Source organism: Pseudomonas chlororaphis (assembly GCA_001023535.1).
Classification (GTDB): Bacteria; Pseudomonadota; Gammaproteobacteria; order Pseudomonadales; family Pseudomonadaceae; genus Aquipseudomonas; species Aquipseudomonas chlororaphis_E.
Map to the genome: position 1 here is coordinate 787,964 of CP011020.1, position 18,139 is coordinate 806,102.

An 18,139-nucleotide genomic window follows, 5' to 3' on the forward strand; every position below is an offset into this window, starting at 1 on the left:
GGTAAGCCCCACGACAGCGAACCCGTGGAGTGGTCATGACAACAACAATATCCCCCGACTCGCGCTGGACGCGGCGGCGCGGCGAAAAGCAGCGGCGTCTCGGGCTGGTGAAGGGGCTGGCCGACGGTGTGGTGTTGCCCACCGACAAGATCGTGGCGGCGCTGGAGGCGCTGGTCCTGCCAGGCGACCGTGTGGTGTTGGAGGGCAATAACCAGAAGCAGGCGGATTTCCTCGCGCGCGCCCTGGCCAAGGCCGATCCTTCGAAGCTGCACGACCTGCACATGATCATGCCCAGCGTCGGCCGGCCCGAGCACCTGGACCTGTTCGAACGCGGCATCGCCCGCAAGCTCGACTTTTCCTTCGCCGGCACCCAGAGCCTGCGCATCAGCCAGTTGCTCGAAGACGGGCTGCTGGAAGTCGGCGCGATCCACACCTACATCGAGCTTTACGCCCGGCTGGTGGTGGACTTGATTCCCAACGTGGTGCTCTCGGCCGGCTTCATGGCCGACCGCGCCGGCAACATCTACACCGGCCCGAGCACCGAAGACACCCCGGCGCTGATTGAACCGGCGGCGTTCAGCGATGGCATCGTCATCGTCCAGGTCAATCAGTTGGTAGACGACGTCAGCGACCTGCCGCGGGTGGATATCCCGGCGTCCTGGGTGGATTTCGTGGTGGTGGCCGACAAGCCGTTCTACATCGAGCCGCTGTTCACCCGCGACCCGCGTCACATCAAGCCGGTGCACGTCTTGATGGCGATGATGGCGATCCGTGGGATCTATGAGAAACACAACGTCCAGTCCCTCAACCACGGCATCGGCTTTAACACCGCGGCGATCGAGCTGATCTTGCCGACCTACGGCGAATCCCTCGGGCTCAAGGGCAAGATCTGCCGCAACTGGACCCTCAACCCGCACCCGACGTTGATCCCGGCCATTGAAAGCGGTTGGGTCGAAAGCGTGCATTGCTTTGGCACCGAGCTGGGGATGGAAAACTACATCGCCGCCCGGCCGGACGTGTTCTTCACCGGCCACGACGGCTCGCTGCGCTCCAACCGCATGATGTGCCAACTGGCCGGGCAATACGCGGTGGACCTGTTCATCGGCGCGACCCTGCAAGTGGACGGCGACGGCCATTCCTCCACCGTGACCCGAGGGCGACTGGCCGGCTTCGGCGGGGCACCGAATATGGGCCACGACCCGCGTGGTCGTCGACATGGCACGCCGGCCTGGCTCGACATGCGCCATGGCGACGGCGAGGCGCCATTGCTCGAACGTGGCAAGAAGCTGGTGGTGCAAATGGTCGAGACCTTCCAGGAAGGCGGCAAGCCCACCTTCGTCGACACCCTCGATGCGGTGGACGTGGCCAGGAAAGCCGGGATGCCCCTGGCGCCGATCATGATCTACGGCGACGACGTCACCCACCTGCTCACCGAGGAAGGCATCGCCTACCTGTACAAGGCCCGTTCCCTGGAAGAGCGCCAGGCCATGATCGCTGCCGTGGCCGGCGTCACCGCCATCGGCCTGCGGCACAACCCCAAGGACACCGCCCGCATGCGCCGCGAGGGCTTGATCGCCTTGCCCGAAGACCTCGGCATTCGCCGCACCGACGCCACCCGCCAATGGCTCGCCGCCAAGAGCGTGGCCGATCTGGTGGAGTGGTCCGGTGGCCTCTACAACCCGCCCGCCAAATTCAGGAGTTGGTAATGCTCGCATTCAACCTGCAACCGAAAACCCTGAGCCTGGCCGACCGGCTGGCCGACCTGGCGGTGGACGCGCTGATCGACGAAGCGGACCTGTCGCCCAAACCGGCGCTGGTGGACCGGCGTGGCAACGGCGCCCACACCGACCTGCACCTCGGACTGATGCACGCCTCGGCGCTGGCCTTGTGGCCGGCTTTCAAGCAAATGGCTGAAGCAGCGATCGAGTTCGGTGAAATCGGCCTGCCGCTGCGCGAAGCCCTCGGGCGGATCGGGCGGGAAGGGGAAGCATCAATGCTTGCCACCACCGGCGGCGTGAACACCCATCGTGGCGCGATCTGGGCGCTGGGCCTGTTGGTGGCCGCGGCGGCGCTGGCACCTCAAGCCGCTACGGCCGGCGCGGTCACCTTGCGCGCCGCGCGCCTGGCGTTGCTAGACGATCGCTATGCGCCAAGGCCCCTCAGCCATGGCGCCCAAGTCGCCCAACGCTACGGCGCCCGCGGCGCCAGGGAAGAAGCGCAGCTTGGTTTCCCTTCGATCACGCAACGGGCCCTGCCGCAACTCAGACGCAGCCGCGCCCAAGGGCACGGCGAACAGAACGCCCGGCTCGATGCCTTGCTGGCGATCATGACCCAACTGGCGGACACCTGCGTGCTGTACCGCGCCGGCGAGCCCGGTTTGCAGGCCATGCAGACTGGCGCCCAGGCGGTGCTGGACGCCGGCGGCAGCGCCAGCCTCGACGGTCGCCGCCGCTTGCACGGGCTGGACCAACAACTGATCGCCTTGAACGCCTCGCCCGGCGGCGCCGCCGACCTGCTCGCCGCCTGCCTGTTCGTCGACCGTATCGAATCGGGTGACGGCCTCATCCAGGGAGCTTTCTGATGCAAACCTTAATGTTCGAATTCCCCGCCGGGCAGCCGCCACGGGGGCGTGCCCTGGTGGGCTGTGTCGGCTCGGGCGACTTGGAAGTGCTGATCGAGCCGGGACTGGCCGGCAAACTGACCATCCAGGTGCAGACCTCGGTCAATGGCAGCGAACAACGCTGGCAACATCTGTTCGCCCGGATGTTCGACGGCCAGACGCCTCCCGCGCTGGCCATCGACATCCACGATTTCGGCGCCACCCCAGGCGTGGTGCGCCTGCGCCTGGAACAAGGCTTCGAGGAGATCGGCCATGACTGACAGCGCAGCGTTGCTCAACAAGCACAGCTTCGTCGAACTCGGCGCCCGGCAGCGGGCGAAAGCCTTGCTCGATGCCGGTACGTTCCGCGAGTTGCTCGACCCGTTCCAGCGGGTCATGTCGCCCTGGTTGCTGCGCCAAGGCGTGGTGCCCCAAAGCGACGACGGGGTGGTGATCGCCAAGGGCTCGCTCGACGGCCTGCCGGTGGTGATCGCCGCCATTGAAGGGGCTTTCCAGGGCGGCAGCCTCGGCGAGGTCGGTGGGGCGAAGATTGCCGGTGCGCTGGAGTTGGCTGCCGAGGACAACCGTCGTGGCATTCCGACCCGCGCCGTGCTGCTGCTGGAAACCGGCGGCGTGCGCTTGCAGGAGGCGAACCTGGGCCTGGCGGCGATTGCCGAGATCCACTCGGCGATCGTCGACCTGCGCCAGTACCAGCCGGTGGTGGGCGTGGTGGCGGGCAGCGTCGGCTGCTTTGGCGGCATGTCCATCGCCGCCGGGTTGTGCAGTTACCTGCTGGTGACCCAGGAGGCCCGGCTGGGCCTGAACGGCCCGCAGGTGATCGAGCAGGAGGCCGGGCTCGACGAGTACGACTCCCGCGACCGCCCCTTCATCTGGAGCCTGACCGGCGGCGAACAGCGTTTTGCCACCGGGCTGGTGGACCGCTACAGCGCCGATGATGTGACACAGATTCGCCAACAGGTCAGGCAGTTGCTGCACCTGGGCGTACCTGCCCAGCACCGCAGCGGCCAGGCCGGGCTGTTCCTGCAACGCCTGGCTCGCCTGGACACGCACGCGCAGATCGAACCGGCCGCGGTTCGCCAGTTGTATCAGGGAGAACGCCCATGAGTTCGTATTCATTGAGAGGCTTGCGCTGGTTCGAAGCCTTGAGCGGCGGTGCCGAGCCGCTGTCGGGATTGCCTGCTTCGGTGAAAGTCGTCGACACGACGCTGGGCGAACAGGCCGTGCGCCTGTTGGCGGTCGTGGCCGACCCCGACAACCGTTTTCCCCGTGCGCGCAACGGCGAGGTCGGTTTGCTGGAGGGCTGGGGCCTGGCCAAGGCGGTGGACGACGCCATCGAGGCCGACCGCCAGGCGTCCGCCAAGCGGGCGCTGATCGCCATTGTCGATGTGCCCAGCCAGGCTTATGGGCGCCGGGAAGAAGCCCTGGGCATCCATCAGGCCCTGGCGGGGGCGGCGGACAGTTACGCCCGTGCCCGCCTGGCCGGGCACCCGGTGATCGGCCTGCTGGTGGGCAAGGCGATGTCTGGGGCGTTCCTGGCCCACGGCTACCAGGCGAACCGGTTGATTGCGCTGCGCGATCCGGGGGTGATGGTCCACGCCATGGGCAAGGCGTCGGCGGCGCGGGTGACCCTGCGCAGTGTCGAAGAACTGGAAGCACTGGCCGCCAGCGTGCCGCCGATGGCCTATGACATCGACAGCTTTGCCAGCCTGGGATTGCTCTGGGAAACCTTGTCGGTCGAGCAGATCGAACAGCCCTCGGCGACCGATCTGGCCCGGGTTGCCGACTGCCTGCAACAGGCGATCAAGCATGTCGGCGGGGCGCCTCGGGATTTGCGCAGTCGCCTTGGGGCGCCCCATCGCGCCGCTTCCAGCCATGTTCGCCAATTGCTGAGTGAGCAGTGGTGAGCACCTTCCTGGCCCACGACCTGCTCTGGGGGATGACCCCGGCGCAGTTGCCATTGGATGCACCCGCCTGGGCGAACGAAGCCCTCGGTCTCGGGCACCCGGTGGTGGTACGACGGGCGCTGAGCCCGGCCGGGTGGGTGGCGGTGGGCATTCGTGGTCGGGCCCGGGAACAACGTTATGCCACGTCGATGCCGTTGGCGGCGATCCTGCGCCGGGTTCGCCCGGAAGACCTGTGCCAGGCCCACTCCGCTCGCGACCTGCCGGCCCTGCGAGCGCTGTCCCGTCTGCGGCCGCTGCTCGATGCCTGCGGCTGGCGCTGGGGCATCAGCGGCAGCGCCGGGTTCGAGCTTGCCAGTGGGGTCGAGGCCCTGCATGCGCGCAGCGACCTGGACCTGATCCTGCGCACGCCACAACCGTTGGAACGCCAGCGAGCCAAGGCGTTGCTGGCGGACCTGGAGGACTCGGCGTGCGGGGTGGACATGCAGTTGCAAACGCCCTTCGGCGCCGTGGCGCTGCGGGAGTGGGCGGGGTCGTCGCGCCGGGTCCTGCTCAAGGATGACCGCCAGGCCCGACTGGTGAGCAATCCCTGGCAGCCGGCGCTGGAGCAGGTGGCATGAGCAGCCTTTTGGTGTTTCCGGGCCAGGGCGCGCAGCGGGCAGGCATGCTCCACGGCCTGGCGCCGCAGTGGTTGGAACAGGCCAGCGAAGTGCTCGGTGAAGACGTGCTGCAACTGGACAGCGCCCAGGCGTTGCAATCGACCCGCGCCGTGCAGTTGTGCCTGTTGATCGCCGGCGTGGCGGCATCCCGTCGATTGCTGGAGCAGGCGCCGGCACCGGATTATGTGGCGGGGTTGTCCATCGGTGCCTATCCGGCGGCGGTGGTGGCGGGTGCGTTGGGCTTCGAGGATGCGCTGCGGCTGGTCAGCCTTCGGGGCGAGTTGATGCAGCAGGCGTACCCACAGGGCTATGGCATGACCGCCATCATCGGCCTGGACCTCGCCGCCGTGGAAGGCTTGCTGGCGCAAGTGCACAGCGACAGCACGCCGGTCTACCTGGCCAATATCAATGCCGATAACCAGGTGGTCATCGCCGGCAGCGACGAGGCCATGGCCACCGTCGCCAGGCACGCGCGCGGCCAGGGCGCCGGCAAGGCCTGTCGCCTGGCGGTGAGCGTGCCGTCCCATTGCCCGCTGCTGGAGACGCCGGCGCGAACGTTGGCCCAGGCGTTTGCCGACGTGCCGCTGCAAGCCCCGGCCTTGGGTTACTTGAGCGGCAGCCGTGCCCGGCCGGTCATCGCGCCGCAGGCCTTGCGTGACGACCTGGCCTTCAACATGTGCCGTGTCGTCGATTGGCGCGGCACGGTGCAAAGTGCCTACGAGCGCGGTGTGCGGCTGCAGATCGAACTGCCACCCGGTGCGGTGCTGACCGGGCTGGCGCGCCGGGTGTTCGAGTCGGGCACGGTCATGGCCTATGACGGTGCCCGGCTCGATACGCTGCAGACGCTGCTCGCAGAGGAGGGACGCCGCCAACCCTAGACCACCGACTCAAGCTGGCGAAGCACAAAAACAACAACTTCGACGATGCATTTTGAGGACTACAACAATGATTATTTACGGCGTGGCGTTTCTGGCTTTTTGTACCCTGACGGGTATTTTCATCGGTGAACTGCTGGGTAAGTTGATCGGCGTGCCGGCCAATGTCGGCGGGGTCGGCATTGCAATGCTGTTGCTGATCGGCCTGGGCAGCTACCTGGGCAAGCGTGGTCTGTTCAAGGGCAAATCCGAGGCCGGGGTGGAATTCTGGAGCGCGGTCTACATTCCCATCGTTGTGGCAATGGCAGCCCAGCAGAATGTCTACGGTGCCCTCAAGGGCGGGCCGATGGCGATCCTGGCGGGGACTCTGGCGGTGGTGATTGCCTTTGCAATGGTGCCGGTGCTGGTGCGCATCGGCAACAAGGGGCCTGAAGCCGACACCTGCGTGAAAACGGTAGGGTGATCGCCATGTACGAGTCATTGATGAAGGTCATCACCGGCTACGGCCTGATCAGCGGTTTCGCGATTGTCGGCATCACCATGTGGGTGTCGTACTGGATCAGTAACACATTCACCAAGGGTCGCCTGCATGGTTCAGCCATCGCGATACTGCTGGGGCTGGTGCTGTCGTACATTGGCGGCGCGATGACCGGGGGACAGAAAGGGGTGGTGGACATTCCATTGCTCTCGGGCATCGGCCTGCTGGGCGGCGCGATGTTGCGCGACTTTGCCATCGTCGCCACTGCGTTCGGCGTGAACATCGAAGAACTCAAGCGTGCCGGTTTCGTCGGAGTGCTGGCGCTGTTCGTCGGCGTCGGGACATCATTCATCGCCGGTGTTGGGGTGGCGATGGCCTTCGGTTATACCGACGCGATAAGCCTGACTACCATTGGCGCAGGCGCGGTCACCTACATCGTCGGCCCCGTGACCGGCGCAGCCATCGGCGCCAGTTCCGAGGTGATGGCACTGTCGATTGCCGCAGGCTTGATCAAAGCGATCCTGGTCATGGTGGCGACGCCGTTCGTGGCGCCACTGATCGGCCTGAACAACCCACGCAGCGCGGTGATCTTCGGCGGCTTGATGGGGACCTCCAGTGGCGTGGCGGGCGGGCTCGCAGCCACGGATCCGAAGCTGGTGCCCTATGGTTGTCTGACGGCGGCGTTCTATACCGCGCTGGGTTGCTTGCTGGGTCCCTCGGTACTGTTTTTGATCATGCGAGGGCTGTTGGGGTAGTTCGGTTGGCAGGGGCGCCCCCTTCGCGAGCAGGCTCGCCCCACGTTTGATCGAGAGGTCCTGGGATCTTGTGGGCGCGAGCCTGTTCGCGAAGAAGTCCGCGGGGTCTCAACCCTGGCGATTGGCGTACATCCGGCACTCGGCGAGCAACGCCAGCAGGTTCGGGTCGCGCTCCTTGGCCTTGAGGAACACCACGCCGATGTGCTGTTGCAATCGGTACTTGTCCTGCAACGGGATGAGTTTCACCCGGTTCTCGTACACCGCCGCGATCCTGCCTGGCAGCAACGCATAGCCCACGCCCGAGCTGACCATGCTCAGCAGGGTAAAGATGTCGTTGACCTGCATCGCCACCTTCGGCTCGAACCCCGCCTGCCTGAACACCCGGATGCCGTCCTGGTGCGTGGCAAACCCCTGGGTCAGGGTGATGAACGTCTCGTCGCGGACCTCGGCCAGGTCGACCTCACTGCGCTGGGCGAACGGTGAGTCGGCCGGCGTGGCGAGGAAAATGTCATCGGAGAACAGCGCGATGTGCTCGCAGTCCGGGTCGTTGACGCTGTCGTCCAGCGAGACCAGGATCGCGTCCACTTCCATGTTCTTGAGCTTGTACAGCAGGTCGATGTTGGAGCCCATGATCAGGTCGATGTTGAGTTCGCTGCGGCGGATCTTCAGGCCCATGATCAGTTGCGGGACGGTCTTGACCGTCAGTGAGTAGAGCGAGCCGAGCTTGAAACGCTCAGCGGAGAACCCGGCGGCCTCACGGGTCAGGCGCACGCTTTCGACCACGTCCTGAATCAGCTTCTGGGCCCGTTCCTCCAGCACGTAGGCGCTTTCCAGCGGCGTGAGGTTGCGACCTTCGTGCTTGAACAGCGGGCAACGCAGGGCGCTCTCCAGCGAGTGAATGGCCCGGTGCACACTGACGTTGCTGGTCTGCAACTCAACCGCCGCCCGCGCCAGGTTGCCGGTGCGCATGAACGCCAGGAACACCTCGAGTTTCTTCAGGGTCAATTCTTCGTCGATCAGCATGGGGCGGGCTCTTATTCGTGTCATCCGATTGTGCCTCAATCGATCTGATGCCACGGAGTGTTCTTCGCCAAGAAGCAAACCATTGCACTTTTGCGCCACAGGGCTGAGCCTTGGCGCCTGTTTCATCATGGAGGGTCAGAAATCGATGTATCACGGGGAACGACTCAACGCATGGACCCACCTGGTCGGGGCCGTTGCGGCCTTTATCGGTGGTGTGTGGCTGGTGGTGATTGCCGCGCTGACCGGCGATCCCTGGAAGATCGTCAGCGTGGCGATCTACGGGTTTACCCTGCTGGTGCTGTACAGCGCCTCGACGGTCTATCACAGCGTGCGCGGGCGCCGAAAAGAGATCATGCAGAAGGTCGATCATTTTTCGATCTACCTGCTGATCGCCGGCAGCTACACGCCGTTCTGCCTGGTGACCTTGCGCGGGCCGTGGGGCTGGAGCCTGTTCGGGATCGTCTGGGGGCTGGCGCTGATCGGGATCCTGCAGGAGATCAAGCCGCGGTCCGAGGCGCGGATCCTGTCGATCGTGATCTACGCCGTGATGGGCTGGATCGTGCTGGTGGCGGTCAAGCCGCTGCTGGTGGCCCTGGGCAGCACCGGTTTCGCCTGGCTGGCCTCGGGCGGCGTGTTGTACACCGTGGGCATCATTTTCTTCGCCCTCGATAAACGCCTGCGCCATGCCCATGGCATCTGGCACCTGTTCGTGATCGCCGGCAGCCTGCTGCACTTCGTGGCGATTCTGCGTTATGTACTCTGACAAACACCGCCGAACCCGTGTGGGAGCGGGCTTGCCCGCGAAAGCGGTGGGTCAGCCAACATCGATGTCACTGACCCATGGCATTCGCGAGCAAGCCCGCTCCCACACGGGTTCCTCAGTGGCCGCAGGCGGTTAGAAATCCCCCCACAACTGCTGCGCCACCGCCAGCGCCACCACCGGCGCGGTTTCGGTGCGTAGCACCCGAGGGCCGAGGCGGGCGGCGTGGTAGCCGGCGGCCTTGGCCTGTTCGACTTCGCCCTCGGACAACCCGCCTTCGGGGCCAATCAGGAAGGCCAGCGTCGATGGCCTGGCATGGCTGACCAGTGGCTCGGCCACCGGGTGCAGCACCAGTTTCAGCTCGGCCTCGGTCTGCTTCAGCCAATCGGCCAGCAGCAATGGCGCATGGATCACCGGCGCGGTCGAACGGCCGCATTGCTCGCAGGCGCTGATCGCCACCTGGCGCCAGTGCAGCAGGCGTTTGTCGGCGCGTTCGTCCTTGAGGCGCACTTCGCAGCGTTCGCTGAATATCGGCGTGATCTCGCTAACGCCCAGTTCCGTGGCTTTCTGAATGGCCCAGTCCATGCGCTCGCCCCGGGACAAGCCCTGGCCGAGGTGGATGCGCAACGGTGATTCAGGCTGCCCGGCGAACTGCTCGTCCAGTTGCACCCGCACGCGCTTCTTGCCGACTTCGGCCAGGCTACCGCGAAACTCCTGGCCCGAGCCGTCGAACACCTGCACCGCATCCCCCTCGGCCATGCGCAGCACCCGGCCGATGTAATGCGCCTGGGCCTCGGGCAGCTCGTGGTCGCCAAGGCTCAGGGGGGTGTCGATGAAGAAGCGGGACAGTCTCATGTTGAATCTCTGAAAAAGTTAACGGTGCGATGCGGTTTCTGTGGCGAGGGGATTTATCCCCGTTGGGCTGCGTGAAGCAGCCCTAAGGCGGATCCCGGTGGGTTTCAGGCAAAACGCGTTGGACGCATCTGGGGCTGCTGCGCAGCCCAGCGGGGATAAATCCCCTCGCCACACAGAGTTTCACCATAGCCCAGCGTTTAGCCCGGATCCCGGAAGCCCGGATGAAAATCCTTCGGCACCGCCACGCTGACCGTGTCTCGGGTGGCAATGTCGATGCCTTCGCTGGCCACTTCGGCCAGGAAGTCGATCTGCTCCGGGGCGATGACGTACGGCGGCAGGAAATACACCACGCTCCCCAGCGGACGCAACAACGCCCCGCGCTCCAGGGCATGCTGGAACACCTTCAGGCCACGCCGTTCCTGCCAGGGGTAGGCGGTCTTGCTCGCCTTGTCCTTGACCATCTCGATGGCCAGCACCATGCCGGTCTGGCGCACTTCGGCGACATTCGGATGATCGACCAGGTGCGCGGTGGCGCTGGCCATGCGCTGGGCCAGGGCCCGGTTGTTGTCGATGACCTGGTCTTGCTCGAAGATATCCAGCGTCGCCAGGGCCGCCGCGCAGGCCAGTGGATTACCCGTGTAGCTGTGGGAATGCAGGAAGGCCCGCAGGGTCGGGTAGTCGTCGTAGAAGGCGCTGTAGACCTCGTCGGTGGTCAGGCAGGCCGCCAGCGGCAGGTAGCCACCGGTCAGGGCCTTGGACAGGCACAGGAAGTCCGGCGTGATGCCGGCCTGCTCACAGGCGAACATCGTGCCGGTGCGCCCGAAGCCGACGGCGATTTCGTCGTGGATCAGGTGCACGCCGTAGCGATCGCAGGCTTCGCGCAGCAGTTTCAGGTACACCGGGTGATACATGCGCATGCCGCCGGCGCCCTGGATCAGCGGCTCGACGATCACCGCCGCGACCGTATCGTGATGTTCGGCGAGGGTCTGCTCCATGGCGGCGAACATCGTGCGCGAATGCGCTTCCCAGCTCACCCCCTCGGGCCGGTGGTAGCAATCGGGGCTCGGCACCTTGAGGGTGTCGAGCAGCAGCGCCTTGTAGGTTTCGGTGAACAGCGGCACGTCGCCCACCGACATCGCCGCGATGGTTTCGCCGTGATAGCTGTTGCTCAGGGTGACGAAGCGCTTTTTGTCCGACCGGCCGCGGTTGACCCAGTAATGGAAGCTCATCTTCATCGCCACTTCGATGCAGGACGAGCCGTTATCGGCGTAGAAGCACCGCGTCAGGCCTTCAGGCGTGAGCTTGACCAGGCGCTCGGACAGTTCGATCACCGGCTGATGGCTGAAACCGGCGAGGATCACGTGCTCCAGTTGATCGACCTGATCCTTGATCCGCTGGTTGATGCGCGGGTTGGCGTGGCCGAACACGTTGACCCACCAGGAGCTGACGGCATCGAGGTAGCGCTTGCCCTCGAAGTCTTCCAGCCACACGCCTTCACCGCGCTTGATCGGGATCAGCGGCAGCTGTTCGTGGTCTTTCATCTGGGTGCAGGGATGCCACAGCACGGCGAGGTCGCGTTGCATCCACTGGTCATTCAGGCCCATTTACAGTCTCCTCGGTGCGGCTCGCGGCGGGCGCGGGCAAAACAATCGCGCAAGCCTATGCAATGGTGGCCGCGCGGACAACCCATTGTGTCATTCCCGCTACTTTGGCCGAGGCGATAGACGTCGCTGGCGGCGTTTTGATGGCTGACGTATTCTTCGCCGTTCCCTGAGCCGACTGGCTCGCAAGACCGAGAGCCGTCTGGCTCGAACAACTGAAATTTCCTACGTTTTAATCCGGAGTTCGCTGAATGTCTGCTGGTTGGCTGCGCGCCTGTGCGCTGGTGATGATAGGGCTGTTCAGCGTTTCGGCGCTGGCCAAGGACAAACAACCGACGGCCATCGTCGTCGGTGGCGGCCTGGCGGGGCTGACGGCGGCCTATGAGCTGCAGAACAAGGGTTGGGCCGTGACGCTGCTGGAGGCCAAGCAGGACCTGGGCGGCCGTTCGGGCATGGCCACCAGTGAATGGATCGGCAATGACAAGACCCAGCCGGTACTGAACAAATACGTCTCGACCTTCAAGCTGAGCACCACGCCGGCCCCGGAGTTCGTGCGCACCCCTAGCTACCTGATCGACGGCACCTACTTCACGGCCGCGGACCTGGCGACCAAGCAGCCGGCCACCGCCGAAGCCCTGAAGCGCTACGAAACCACCCTGGACGACCTGGCGCGCTCCATCGAGGACCCGCAGAACCCGGCCGCCACCAACACGTTGCACGCCCTGGACCAGATCACCGTGTCCAACTGGCTCGACCGCCTGCAACTGCCCGCCACCGCGCGGCAACTGGTGAACCAGGAAATCCGTACCCGTTATGACGAACCTTCGCGCCTGTCGCTGCTGTATTTCGCACAGCAGAACCGCGTTTACCGGGGTGTGTCCGACCGCGACCTGCGGGCTTCGCGCCTGCTCGGTGGCAGCCCGGTCCTGGCCCAGGCGTTCGTCAAGCAACTGAAGACCATCAAGACCAACTCGCCGGTATCGGCGATTTCCCAGGACAAGGACGGCGTGACCGTCAAGGTCGGCGCCGTCGGCTACCAGGCCGACTACGTGGTGTTGGCCGTACCGCTGCGGGCGCTGAACAAGATCCAGCTGACCCCGGCCCTCGACGCCCAGCACCAGGGCGCGATCAAAGGCACCAACTATGGTTGGCGCGACCAGATCATGCTCAAGTTCAAGACCCCGGTATGGGACAGCAAGGCGCGCATGTCCGGCGAGATCTACAGCAACACCGGCCTGGGCATGATGTGGATCGAGCCGGCCTTGAAGGGCGGCGCCAACGTGGTCATCAACCTGTCTGGCGACAACGCCCGGGTGATGCAGGCCTTCGGCGACAAGCAGATGGTCGACCAGGTGCTCATTCGCCTGCACGCGTTCTACCCACAGGCCCGTGGCGCGTTCACCGGCTATGAAATCCGCCGCTACAGCACCGACCCGTCCATGGGCGGCGCCTACCTGGCCTTTGGCCCGGGCCAGATCAGCAAGTACTGGCGTCTGTGGGAAAAACCGTTGCAACGCGTAGCCTTTGCCGGCGAGCACACCGACACCTTGTACCCAGGCACCCTCGAAGGTGCGCTGCGCAGCGGTCAACGGGCGGCCAGCCAGGTGGAAGACCTGGCCGCGGGCAAGTCGTTCGAGCCGGCCAAGGTAGCTCCGGTCGCGGCCGCAGCCGCGGGCGCCGTGGCGGCGAAGAAGGGCAACTTCTTCACCAACCTGTTCGGTGGTTCGGACGACGAGAAGAAGCCAGAGCCGGTCAAGGCACCGGAACCGGTAGCGCCACCCGCCCCGGCGCCTGCTCCCGCACCGGCCCCGGCTCCGGTGGAAGCGCCGAAACCTGCGGTCCCGGCCAAGGTTGAACCGGCGAAGAAGGCCGCCGCCAAGCCGGCTGCCAAGAAGCCTGCGGCGAAAACGCCGGCGAAAAAAGCGCCGGAGAAGAAATCCGCACCGGCAAAAAAACCGGCGGCCAAGCCGGCCACGGCCACACCGGCTGAGACCAAGGCTCAGTAACGACTCGGGGTGAACCAAAAAAGCGCGGCGTATCAGCCGCGCTTTTTTTGCCTGGGGATTACCCAATACCACACAGCGTATTAGCTTTAATCTTTTCTTAACCCGCTCCACCCACACTGATGATCGTATTTCTCGATATTTCAAAGCGAAATTTTCCGCTTTAAATCGATAGATAACTCGCTAGTCTTGGTCGCAGTTTTTACAGGATATGAGCAATGCAGCTACGCAACTCTTCTTCTCGCTATGGCTGGGTCAGTATCGTTTTGCACTGGGGCGTTGCGCTGGTGGTGTACGGTTTGTTCGCGCTTGGCTTGTGGATGGTCGGCCTGGATTACTACAGCACCTGGCGCAAAGACGCGCCGGACCTGCACAAGAGCATTGGCCTGGTGCTGCTGGCGGTGATGCTGCTGCGGGTGCTCTGGCGTTTTGTCAGCCCGCCGCCACCGACCTTGCCCAGCTATGGTCGCCTGACCCGCGTCGGCGCCAAGCTCGGCCACAGTGCCCTGTATCTCGGGTTGTTCGCCGTGATGATTGCCGGTTACCTGATTTCCACCGCAGACGGTGTCGGGATCCCGGTGTTTGGCCTGTTCGAAGTACCCGCGTTGGTGTCTGGACTGCCTGACCAGGCAGACGTCGCCGGCCTGATTCACCTGTACCTGGCATGGGCGCTGGTCATTTTCTCCGGCCTCCATGCGTTGGCAGCATTGAAACACCACTTTATCGACCGTGACGCGACCCTCAAGCGCATGCTGGGGCGCCAAGCCTGATGTTCAACCTCGACTCCAAAGGAATAGAAAGCATGTTGAAAAAGACGCTCGCCGCCCTGGCAATCGGTTCCACCCTGCTGGCCGGCCAGGCCATGGCTGCCGACTACGTAGTCGACAAGGAAGGTCAGCACGCCTTCGTCGACTTCAAGATCAGCCACCTGGGCTACAGCTACATCACCGGTACCTTCAAGGACATCGACGGCAAGTTCAACTTCGACGCCGCCAAGCCTGAAGACAGCAAGATCGAGTTCAACGTCCGCACCGCCAGCGTGTTCACCAACCACGCCGAGCGCGACAAGCACATCGCCAGTGCCGACTTCCTGAACGCGGGCAAATTCGCCGACGCCAAGTTCGTCTCCACCAGCGTCAAGTCCACCGGCAAGAACGCTGATGGCAAGGAAACGGCCGACGTCACCGGCGACCTGACCCTGCTGGGCGTGACCAAGCCAGTCGTGGTCAAGGCCACTTTCCTGGGTGAAGGCAAGGACCCATGGGGCGGCTACCGTGCCGGCTTCGAAGGCACCACCAGCATCAAGCGCTCGGACTTCGGCAAACAGAAAGACCTGGGCCCATCGTCCGATGTGGTCGAGCTGTACGTTTCGTTTGAAGGTGTCAAAGCGAAGTAATCTTCGCGCCTGACAAGAAAACGCCCCCGGCCTTGCGGTCGGGGGCGTTTTTTTATGGCCGTATGAATATGCTGCAAACGACCCCTGACCTCTGTGGGAGCGGGCTTGCTCGCGAAAGCGGTGGGCCAGTAGACACAGATGTTGAATGACAGTGCGCATTCGTCGGATCGCCGCCCGGAGCAAACCCGCTCCCACATTAGGATGTGCCCCACAGGAATGTGTGTGAGGCTTCAACAAAAATGCCCCTTGATCGTGAGACCAAGGGGCATTTTCTACGGCACGGAAAAACTCAGCGATTGCGGGTCAGCAAGGCCGGTTTCTCGCCTCGTGGACGGCTCGGCAGTTGATCCAGCTGCTCAGGCGTCGGGAAACGATCGATCTTCGACTCCTTGTGCATGATCTTCGGCTGGTTGCCACGTGGGTTCTGTACGGCCGGTTCCTGGCGAGACTGGTCGTCACGGGCCGGGCGGCGAGGGCGGGAGTCTTCGCGGCGTGCCTGGCCGTCACGGGGCGCACCGTTGCGTGGGCCGTTGCGCTTGGCTGGCGGGGTGCCGGTGGACGAGCCATTGCTGTTGCGCGGACCGTTCTGGCGACCCTGCGACTGGCCGCTGCGTGCTGCGCCTTGTGCCGGAGCACCCGGGCGACGGCCGCGGCCTTGGGCGGGCTTTTGCTGCGGTACGTAGTCGACGCGGTTACCGAAGTTGTCGATATCGTCGTCCAGGAACTCGTCCGGGGCGCGATCGGCTGCGGCGCGTGGGGCCGGACGCTGCTGCTCGCGGGCTGGGCTGCCTTCACGGGGCTTCTGCTCACGGGCCGGGCGTTCGCCACGGCCGTTGCTGGCGGATTTTTCCTTGCCCTTGTCCTTGCCTTTGTCCTTGCGACCGCCACCGCCATTCGGACCGTCGCCCCGTGGGCCACGGGCATTGCGCGGGTTGCGCACGTCCGGACGTTCACGCACTTCAGGCTTCTCGGCCTCGATGGTGCTGGCGTCGAAACCCATCAGGTCGCCGTCGGCGATTTTCTGCTTGGTCATGCGCTCGATGCTTTTGAGCAGCTTTTCTTCGTCCGGCGCAACCAGGGAGATCGCCTCGCCCGAACGACCGGCCCGGCCGGTACGGCCGATACGGTGCACGTAGTCTTCATCGACGTTCGGCAGTTCGAAGTTGACCACGTGGGGCAACTGGTCGATGTCCAGGCCGCGGGCGGCGATGTCGGTGGCGACCAGGATGCGCACTTCACCGGCCTTGAAGTCGGCCAGGGCCTTGGTGCGGGCGTTCTGGCTCTTGTTGCCATGGATCGCCACGGCCGGCAGGCCATGCTTGTCCAGGTATTCGGCCAGGCGGTTGGCGCCGTGCTTGGTGCGCGTGAACACCAGGACCTGTTCCCAGGCGCCGGCGGTGATCAGGTGCGCCAGCAGGGCGCGCTTGTGGCTGGCTGCCAGGCGGAACACTCGCTGCTCGATGCGCTCGACCGTGGTGTTGGGCGGCGTGACTTCGATGCGTTCCGGGTTGTGCAGCAGCTTGCCGGCCAGGTCGGTGATGTCCTTGGAGAACGTCGCCGAAAACAGCAGGTTCTGGCGCTTGGCGGGCAGGCGGGCGAGGACCTTCTTTACGTCATGGACGAAGCCCATGTCGAGCATCCGGTCGGCTTCGTCCAGCACGAGGATTTCCACGTGGGACAAATCGACGCTGCCTTGGCCGGCGAGGTCCAGCAGGCGGCCGGGGCAGGCCACCAGCACGTCGACACCGCGAGACATGGCCTGGACCTGCGGGTTCATGCCCACGCCGCCGAAGATGCAGGCGCTGACGAACTTCAGGTCACGGGCATAGATCTTGAAGCTCTCGTGGACCTGGGCCGCCAGTTCGCGGGTCGGGGTCAGGACCAGTACGCGCGGTTGGCGCGGGCCATGACGCTGGGATTTGTCTGGGTGACCGTTGGGAAACAACCGCTCCAGGATCGGGAGGGCGAAACCGCCGGTTTTACCAGTGCCTGTCTGCGCCGCGACCATCAGGTCGCGACCTTGCAACACGGCGGGAATGGCCCGCTGTTGCACCGGGGTAGGCTCGGTGTAGCCGGCGGCTTCGATGGCGCCGACTAAAGCCTCGGAGAGACCGAGGGAAGCAAAGGACATGAGTAATCCTGTTTTAGTGAGGGCCTGGCCCAATGGGATAGTCTTGCCTGGCGCGAATGACGGTCAATAAATGTCATCCCGTCCGGTCCTGCCGGGTCTTAAAGGTGGGTCCGGATACGGCTCGCGCGGGGCTGAAAGCTGCGCTGTAGCGGTGTCGGGAGACCTTTTGCAAGACCGGGCGTCCGGGCGTGAGCCTGGCGGGAAGGCCGGAGTATAACAGAGCAAACGCCGTGCGCTGCTTTCCTGCTGCTCAACGGTGTATTTCGGCGTTGGCCGCAGCCGACGGCATGACCTGGGCCATCGGGCCTGCGCCGTACCGGGCGCTCAGTTCGGCATAGGCCGGTTCGCGCTTGAAACGCTTGAGTTCGGCGCCGAAACGTTGCACCAGCAGGTCCATGCCGGCGTTGCGTCGCACCGCCAGGTATTGGCTCTGACGACTGACGACCGTCGGGTTCTCGGTGATCTGGTCGCCGAGCTGCATCTGCTCGAGCACATGGCGGCCGACCCGGCGATCGGTGATGAGCAGGTCGATCCGGCCCAGTTGCAACTTGCCGAAGTTGGCTTCGTGGGTGGGTGCGGTTTCGCGCTTGAACAGGTTCGATTCGCTGAAGGCCTGGCTGTAGAGATAGCCGGGTGACGTGCCGACGGTCAGGCCCTTGAGGTCGTCGAGTGTACGAAAGGGATGGGGGCGGGCATTGGCGTAGAACATCACGAACTCCACGTCCGACAGCGGCTCGCTGGGGTACAGCAGCGTGGCATCGCGCTCGTCGCTGTGGAAAATGTCCAGCGCGCCATCCGCCAAGCCTTCCTCCAGCATCGCCAGGCAACGCTTCCAGGGCAGGAACTGCCATTCCACGTCGATCCCCAGGCGCTTGAACACAATGGCCGTGGTTTCGTAGTCCAGGCCCAGGCGCTTGCCGTTTTCTTCGTACACGTACGGCGCCCAGGGCTCAGTGACAATGCGCAACTTCTCTGCCCGAGCGGCAATGCTCAGGCACATGAGAATTAAGGCTGTCAGTAGCTGGGCAATGACGGGCATGCCCTGAGGTTACGACGAGAGCTCATCAAATAGCTAGAGTGCT

18 protein-coding genes are annotated in these 18,139 nt (G+C 64.6%); 13 read left to right on the plus strand and 5 right to left on the minus strand.

The features are described 5' to 3' along the window. Positions 1-35: 35 nt before the first annotated feature. The 9 genes from VM99_03420 (at position 36) to VM99_03460 (ending at position 7,288) form a co-directional block, all read left to right on the plus strand. Positions 36-1,706, plus strand: a complete 1,671-nt coding sequence (locus VM99_03420; protein ID AKJ97142.1) for a malonate decarboxylase subunit alpha — start codon at positions 36-38, stop codon at positions 1,704-1,706. Next, positions 1,706-2,581 carry a triphosphoribosyl-dephospho-CoA synthase gene (locus VM99_03425; protein ID AKJ97143.1) on the plus strand — a complete coding sequence of 292 codons (876 nt, stop codon included), beginning with the start codon at positions 1,706-1,708 and terminating at the stop codon, positions 2,579-2,581. Before VM99_03420 ends, VM99_03425 begins: the two co-directional genes overlap by 1 nt. Continuing rightward, positions 2,581-2,880 (plus strand): malonate decarboxylase subunit delta, encoded by a 300-nt coding sequence (locus tag VM99_03430; protein AKJ97144.1) that lies wholly within the window; start codon positions 2,581-2,583, stop codon positions 2,878-2,880. Before VM99_03425 ends, VM99_03430 begins: the two co-directional genes overlap by 1 nt. Continuing rightward, positions 2,873-3,724 carry a malonate decarboxylase subunit beta gene (locus VM99_03435; GenBank protein ID AKJ97145.1) on the plus strand — a complete coding sequence of 284 codons (852 nt, stop codon included), beginning with the start codon at positions 2,873-2,875 and terminating at the stop codon, positions 3,722-3,724. Before VM99_03430 ends, VM99_03435 begins: the two co-directional genes overlap by 8 nt. After that, positions 3,721-4,524 carry a malonate decarboxylase subunit gamma gene (locus tag VM99_03440; protein ID AKJ97146.1) on the plus strand — a complete coding sequence of 268 codons (804 nt, stop codon included), beginning with the start codon at positions 3,721-3,723 and terminating at the stop codon, positions 4,522-4,524. The genes VM99_03435 and VM99_03440 overlap by 4 nt, the downstream gene beginning before the upstream one ends. Next, positions 4,518-5,141 (plus strand): phosphoribosyl-dephospho-CoA transferase, encoded by a 624-nt coding sequence (locus VM99_03445; GenBank protein AKJ97147.1) that lies wholly within the window; start codon positions 4,518-4,520, stop codon positions 5,139-5,141. The genes VM99_03440 and VM99_03445 overlap by 7 nt, the downstream gene beginning before the upstream one ends. Further along, on the plus strand, positions 5,138-6,058 hold the full coding sequence (locus tag VM99_03450) for a malonate decarboxylase subunit epsilon (protein ID AKJ97148.1): 921 nt from the start codon (positions 5,138-5,140) through the stop codon (positions 6,056-6,058). Before VM99_03445 ends, VM99_03450 begins: the two co-directional genes overlap by 4 nt. 67 nt (positions 6,059-6,125) lie before the next feature. Next, complete coding sequence (locus tag VM99_03455; protein AKJ97149.1) at positions 6,126-6,518, plus strand: malonate transporter; 393 nt, start codon at positions 6,126-6,128, stop codon at positions 6,516-6,518. Between the two features lie 5 nt (positions 6,519-6,523). Next, positions 6,524-7,288 (plus strand): malonate transporter, encoded by a 765-nt coding sequence (locus VM99_03460; GenBank protein AKK01688.1) that lies wholly within the window; start codon positions 6,524-6,526, stop codon positions 7,286-7,288. A 108-nt stretch (positions 7,289-7,396) separates the two neighbouring features. Here the strand turns inward: VM99_03460 and VM99_03465 are convergent, their stop codons facing one another. Continuing rightward, complete coding sequence (locus VM99_03465) at positions 7,397-8,311, minus strand: LysR family transcriptional regulator (protein ID AKJ97150.1); 915 nt, start codon at positions 8,309-8,311, stop codon at positions 7,397-7,399. Between the two features lie 145 nt (positions 8,312-8,456). Between VM99_03465 and VM99_03470 the strand changes: the two genes are divergently transcribed. After that, on the plus strand, positions 8,457-9,074 hold the full coding sequence (locus VM99_03470; GenBank protein AKJ97151.1) for a hemolysin III: 618 nt from the start codon (positions 8,457-8,459) through the stop codon (positions 9,072-9,074). Positions 9,075-9,206: 132 nt separating this feature from the next. On the opposite strand, the gene VM99_03475 is transcribed toward VM99_03470, so the two are convergent. Both VM99_03475 and VM99_03480 read right to left on the minus strand, forming a co-directional pair. Beyond that, positions 9,207-9,926, minus strand: coding sequence for a 16S rRNA methyltransferase (locus VM99_03475; protein AKJ97152.1), 720 nt, complete (start codon positions 9,924-9,926; stop codon positions 9,207-9,209). Positions 9,927-10,123: 197 nt separating this feature from the next. Continuing rightward, complete coding sequence (locus tag VM99_03480; protein ID AKJ97153.1) at positions 10,124-11,530, minus strand: adenosylmethionine-8-amino-7-oxononanoate aminotransferase; 1,407 nt, start codon at positions 11,528-11,530, stop codon at positions 10,124-10,126. Between the two features lie 248 nt (positions 11,531-11,778). Between VM99_03480 and VM99_03485 the strand changes: the two genes are divergently transcribed. From VM99_03485 to VM99_03495, 3 genes are all read left to right on the plus strand, one after another. Then, the gene (locus tag VM99_03485) at positions 11,779-13,533 is read left to right on the plus strand and encodes an amine oxidase (GenBank protein AKJ97154.1); all 1,755 of its coding nucleotides are present in this window, start codon (positions 11,779-11,781) and stop codon (positions 13,531-13,533) included. Between the two features lie 215 nt (positions 13,534-13,748). After that, positions 13,749-14,300: a cytochrome B561 gene (locus tag VM99_03490; GenBank protein AKJ97155.1), complete on the plus strand. Its 552-nt coding sequence runs from the start codon at positions 13,749-13,751 to the stop codon at positions 14,298-14,300. Positions 14,301-14,332: 32 nt separating this feature from the next. Further along, positions 14,333-14,926: a hypothetical protein gene (locus tag VM99_03495; protein ID AKJ97156.1), complete on the plus strand. Its 594-nt coding sequence runs from the start codon at positions 14,333-14,335 to the stop codon at positions 14,924-14,926. Positions 14,927-15,215: 289 nt separating this feature from the next. On the opposite strand, the gene VM99_03500 is transcribed toward VM99_03495, so the two are convergent. Together VM99_03500 and VM99_03505 are read right to left on the minus strand one after the other, a co-directional pair. Further along, complete coding sequence (locus VM99_03500; protein AKJ97157.1) at positions 15,216-17,057, minus strand: DEAD/DEAH box helicase; 1,842 nt, start codon at positions 17,055-17,057, stop codon at positions 15,216-15,218. Positions 17,058-17,307: 250 nt separating this feature from the next. Then, complete coding sequence (locus VM99_03505) at positions 17,308-18,096, minus strand: amino acid ABC transporter substrate-binding protein (protein AKJ97158.1); 789 nt, start codon at positions 18,094-18,096, stop codon at positions 17,308-17,310. Between the last annotated feature and the right edge of the window lie 43 nt (positions 18,097-18,139).

Excerpts from the sequence above, each read along its gene's own strand:
- VM99_03425 (AKJ97143.1), top strand. The coding sequence starts at position 1,706 with ATGCTCGCATTCAACCTGCAACCGAAAACCCTGAGCCTGGCCGACCGG.
- VM99_03420 (AKJ97142.1), top strand. The coding sequence starts at position 36 with ATGACAACAACAATATCCCCCGACTCGCGCTGGACGCGGCGGCGCGGC.
- VM99_03495 (AKJ97156.1), top strand. The coding sequence starts at position 14,333 with ATGTTGAAAAAGACGCTCGCCGCCCTGGCAATCGGTTCCACCCTGCTG.
- VM99_03485 (AKJ97154.1), top strand. The coding sequence starts at position 11,779 with ATGTCTGCTGGTTGGCTGCGCGCCTGTGCGCTGGTGATGATAGGGCTG.
- VM99_03480 (AKJ97153.1), bottom strand. The coding sequence starts at position 11,530 with ATGGGCCTGAATGACCAGTGGATGCAACGCGACCTCGCCGTGCTGTGG.
- VM99_03460 (AKK01688.1), top strand. The coding sequence starts at position 6,524 with ATGTACGAGTCATTGATGAAGGTCATCACCGGCTACGGCCTGATCAGC.
- VM99_03505 (AKJ97158.1), bottom strand. The coding sequence starts at position 18,096 with ATGCCCGTCATTGCCCAGCTACTGACAGCCTTAATTCTCATGTGCCTG.
- VM99_03440 (AKJ97146.1), top strand. The coding sequence starts at position 3,721 with ATGAGTTCGTATTCATTGAGAGGCTTGCGCTGGTTCGAAGCCTTGAGC.
- VM99_03475 (AKJ97152.1), bottom strand. The coding sequence starts at position 9,926 with ATGAGACTGTCCCGCTTCTTCATCGACACCCCCCTGAGCCTTGGCGAC.
- VM99_03450 (AKJ97148.1), top strand. The coding sequence starts at position 5,138 with ATGAGCAGCCTTTTGGTGTTTCCGGGCCAGGGCGCGCAGCGGGCAGGC.
- VM99_03490 (AKJ97155.1), top strand. The coding sequence starts at position 13,749 with ATGCAGCTACGCAACTCTTCTTCTCGCTATGGCTGGGTCAGTATCGTT.
- VM99_03430 (AKJ97144.1), top strand. The coding sequence starts at position 2,581 with ATGCAAACCTTAATGTTCGAATTCCCCGCCGGGCAGCCGCCACGGGGG.
- VM99_03455 (AKJ97149.1), top strand. The coding sequence starts at position 6,126 with ATGATTATTTACGGCGTGGCGTTTCTGGCTTTTTGTACCCTGACGGGT.
- VM99_03470 (AKJ97151.1), top strand. The coding sequence starts at position 8,457 with ATGTATCACGGGGAACGACTCAACGCATGGACCCACCTGGTCGGGGCC.
- VM99_03435 (AKJ97145.1), top strand. The coding sequence starts at position 2,873 with ATGACTGACAGCGCAGCGTTGCTCAACAAGCACAGCTTCGTCGAACTC.
- VM99_03465 (AKJ97150.1), bottom strand. The coding sequence starts at position 8,311 with ATGCTGATCGACGAAGAATTGACCCTGAAGAAACTCGAGGTGTTCCTG.
- VM99_03500 (AKJ97157.1), bottom strand. The coding sequence starts at position 17,057 with ATGTCCTTTGCTTCCCTCGGTCTCTCCGAGGCTTTAGTCGGCGCCATC.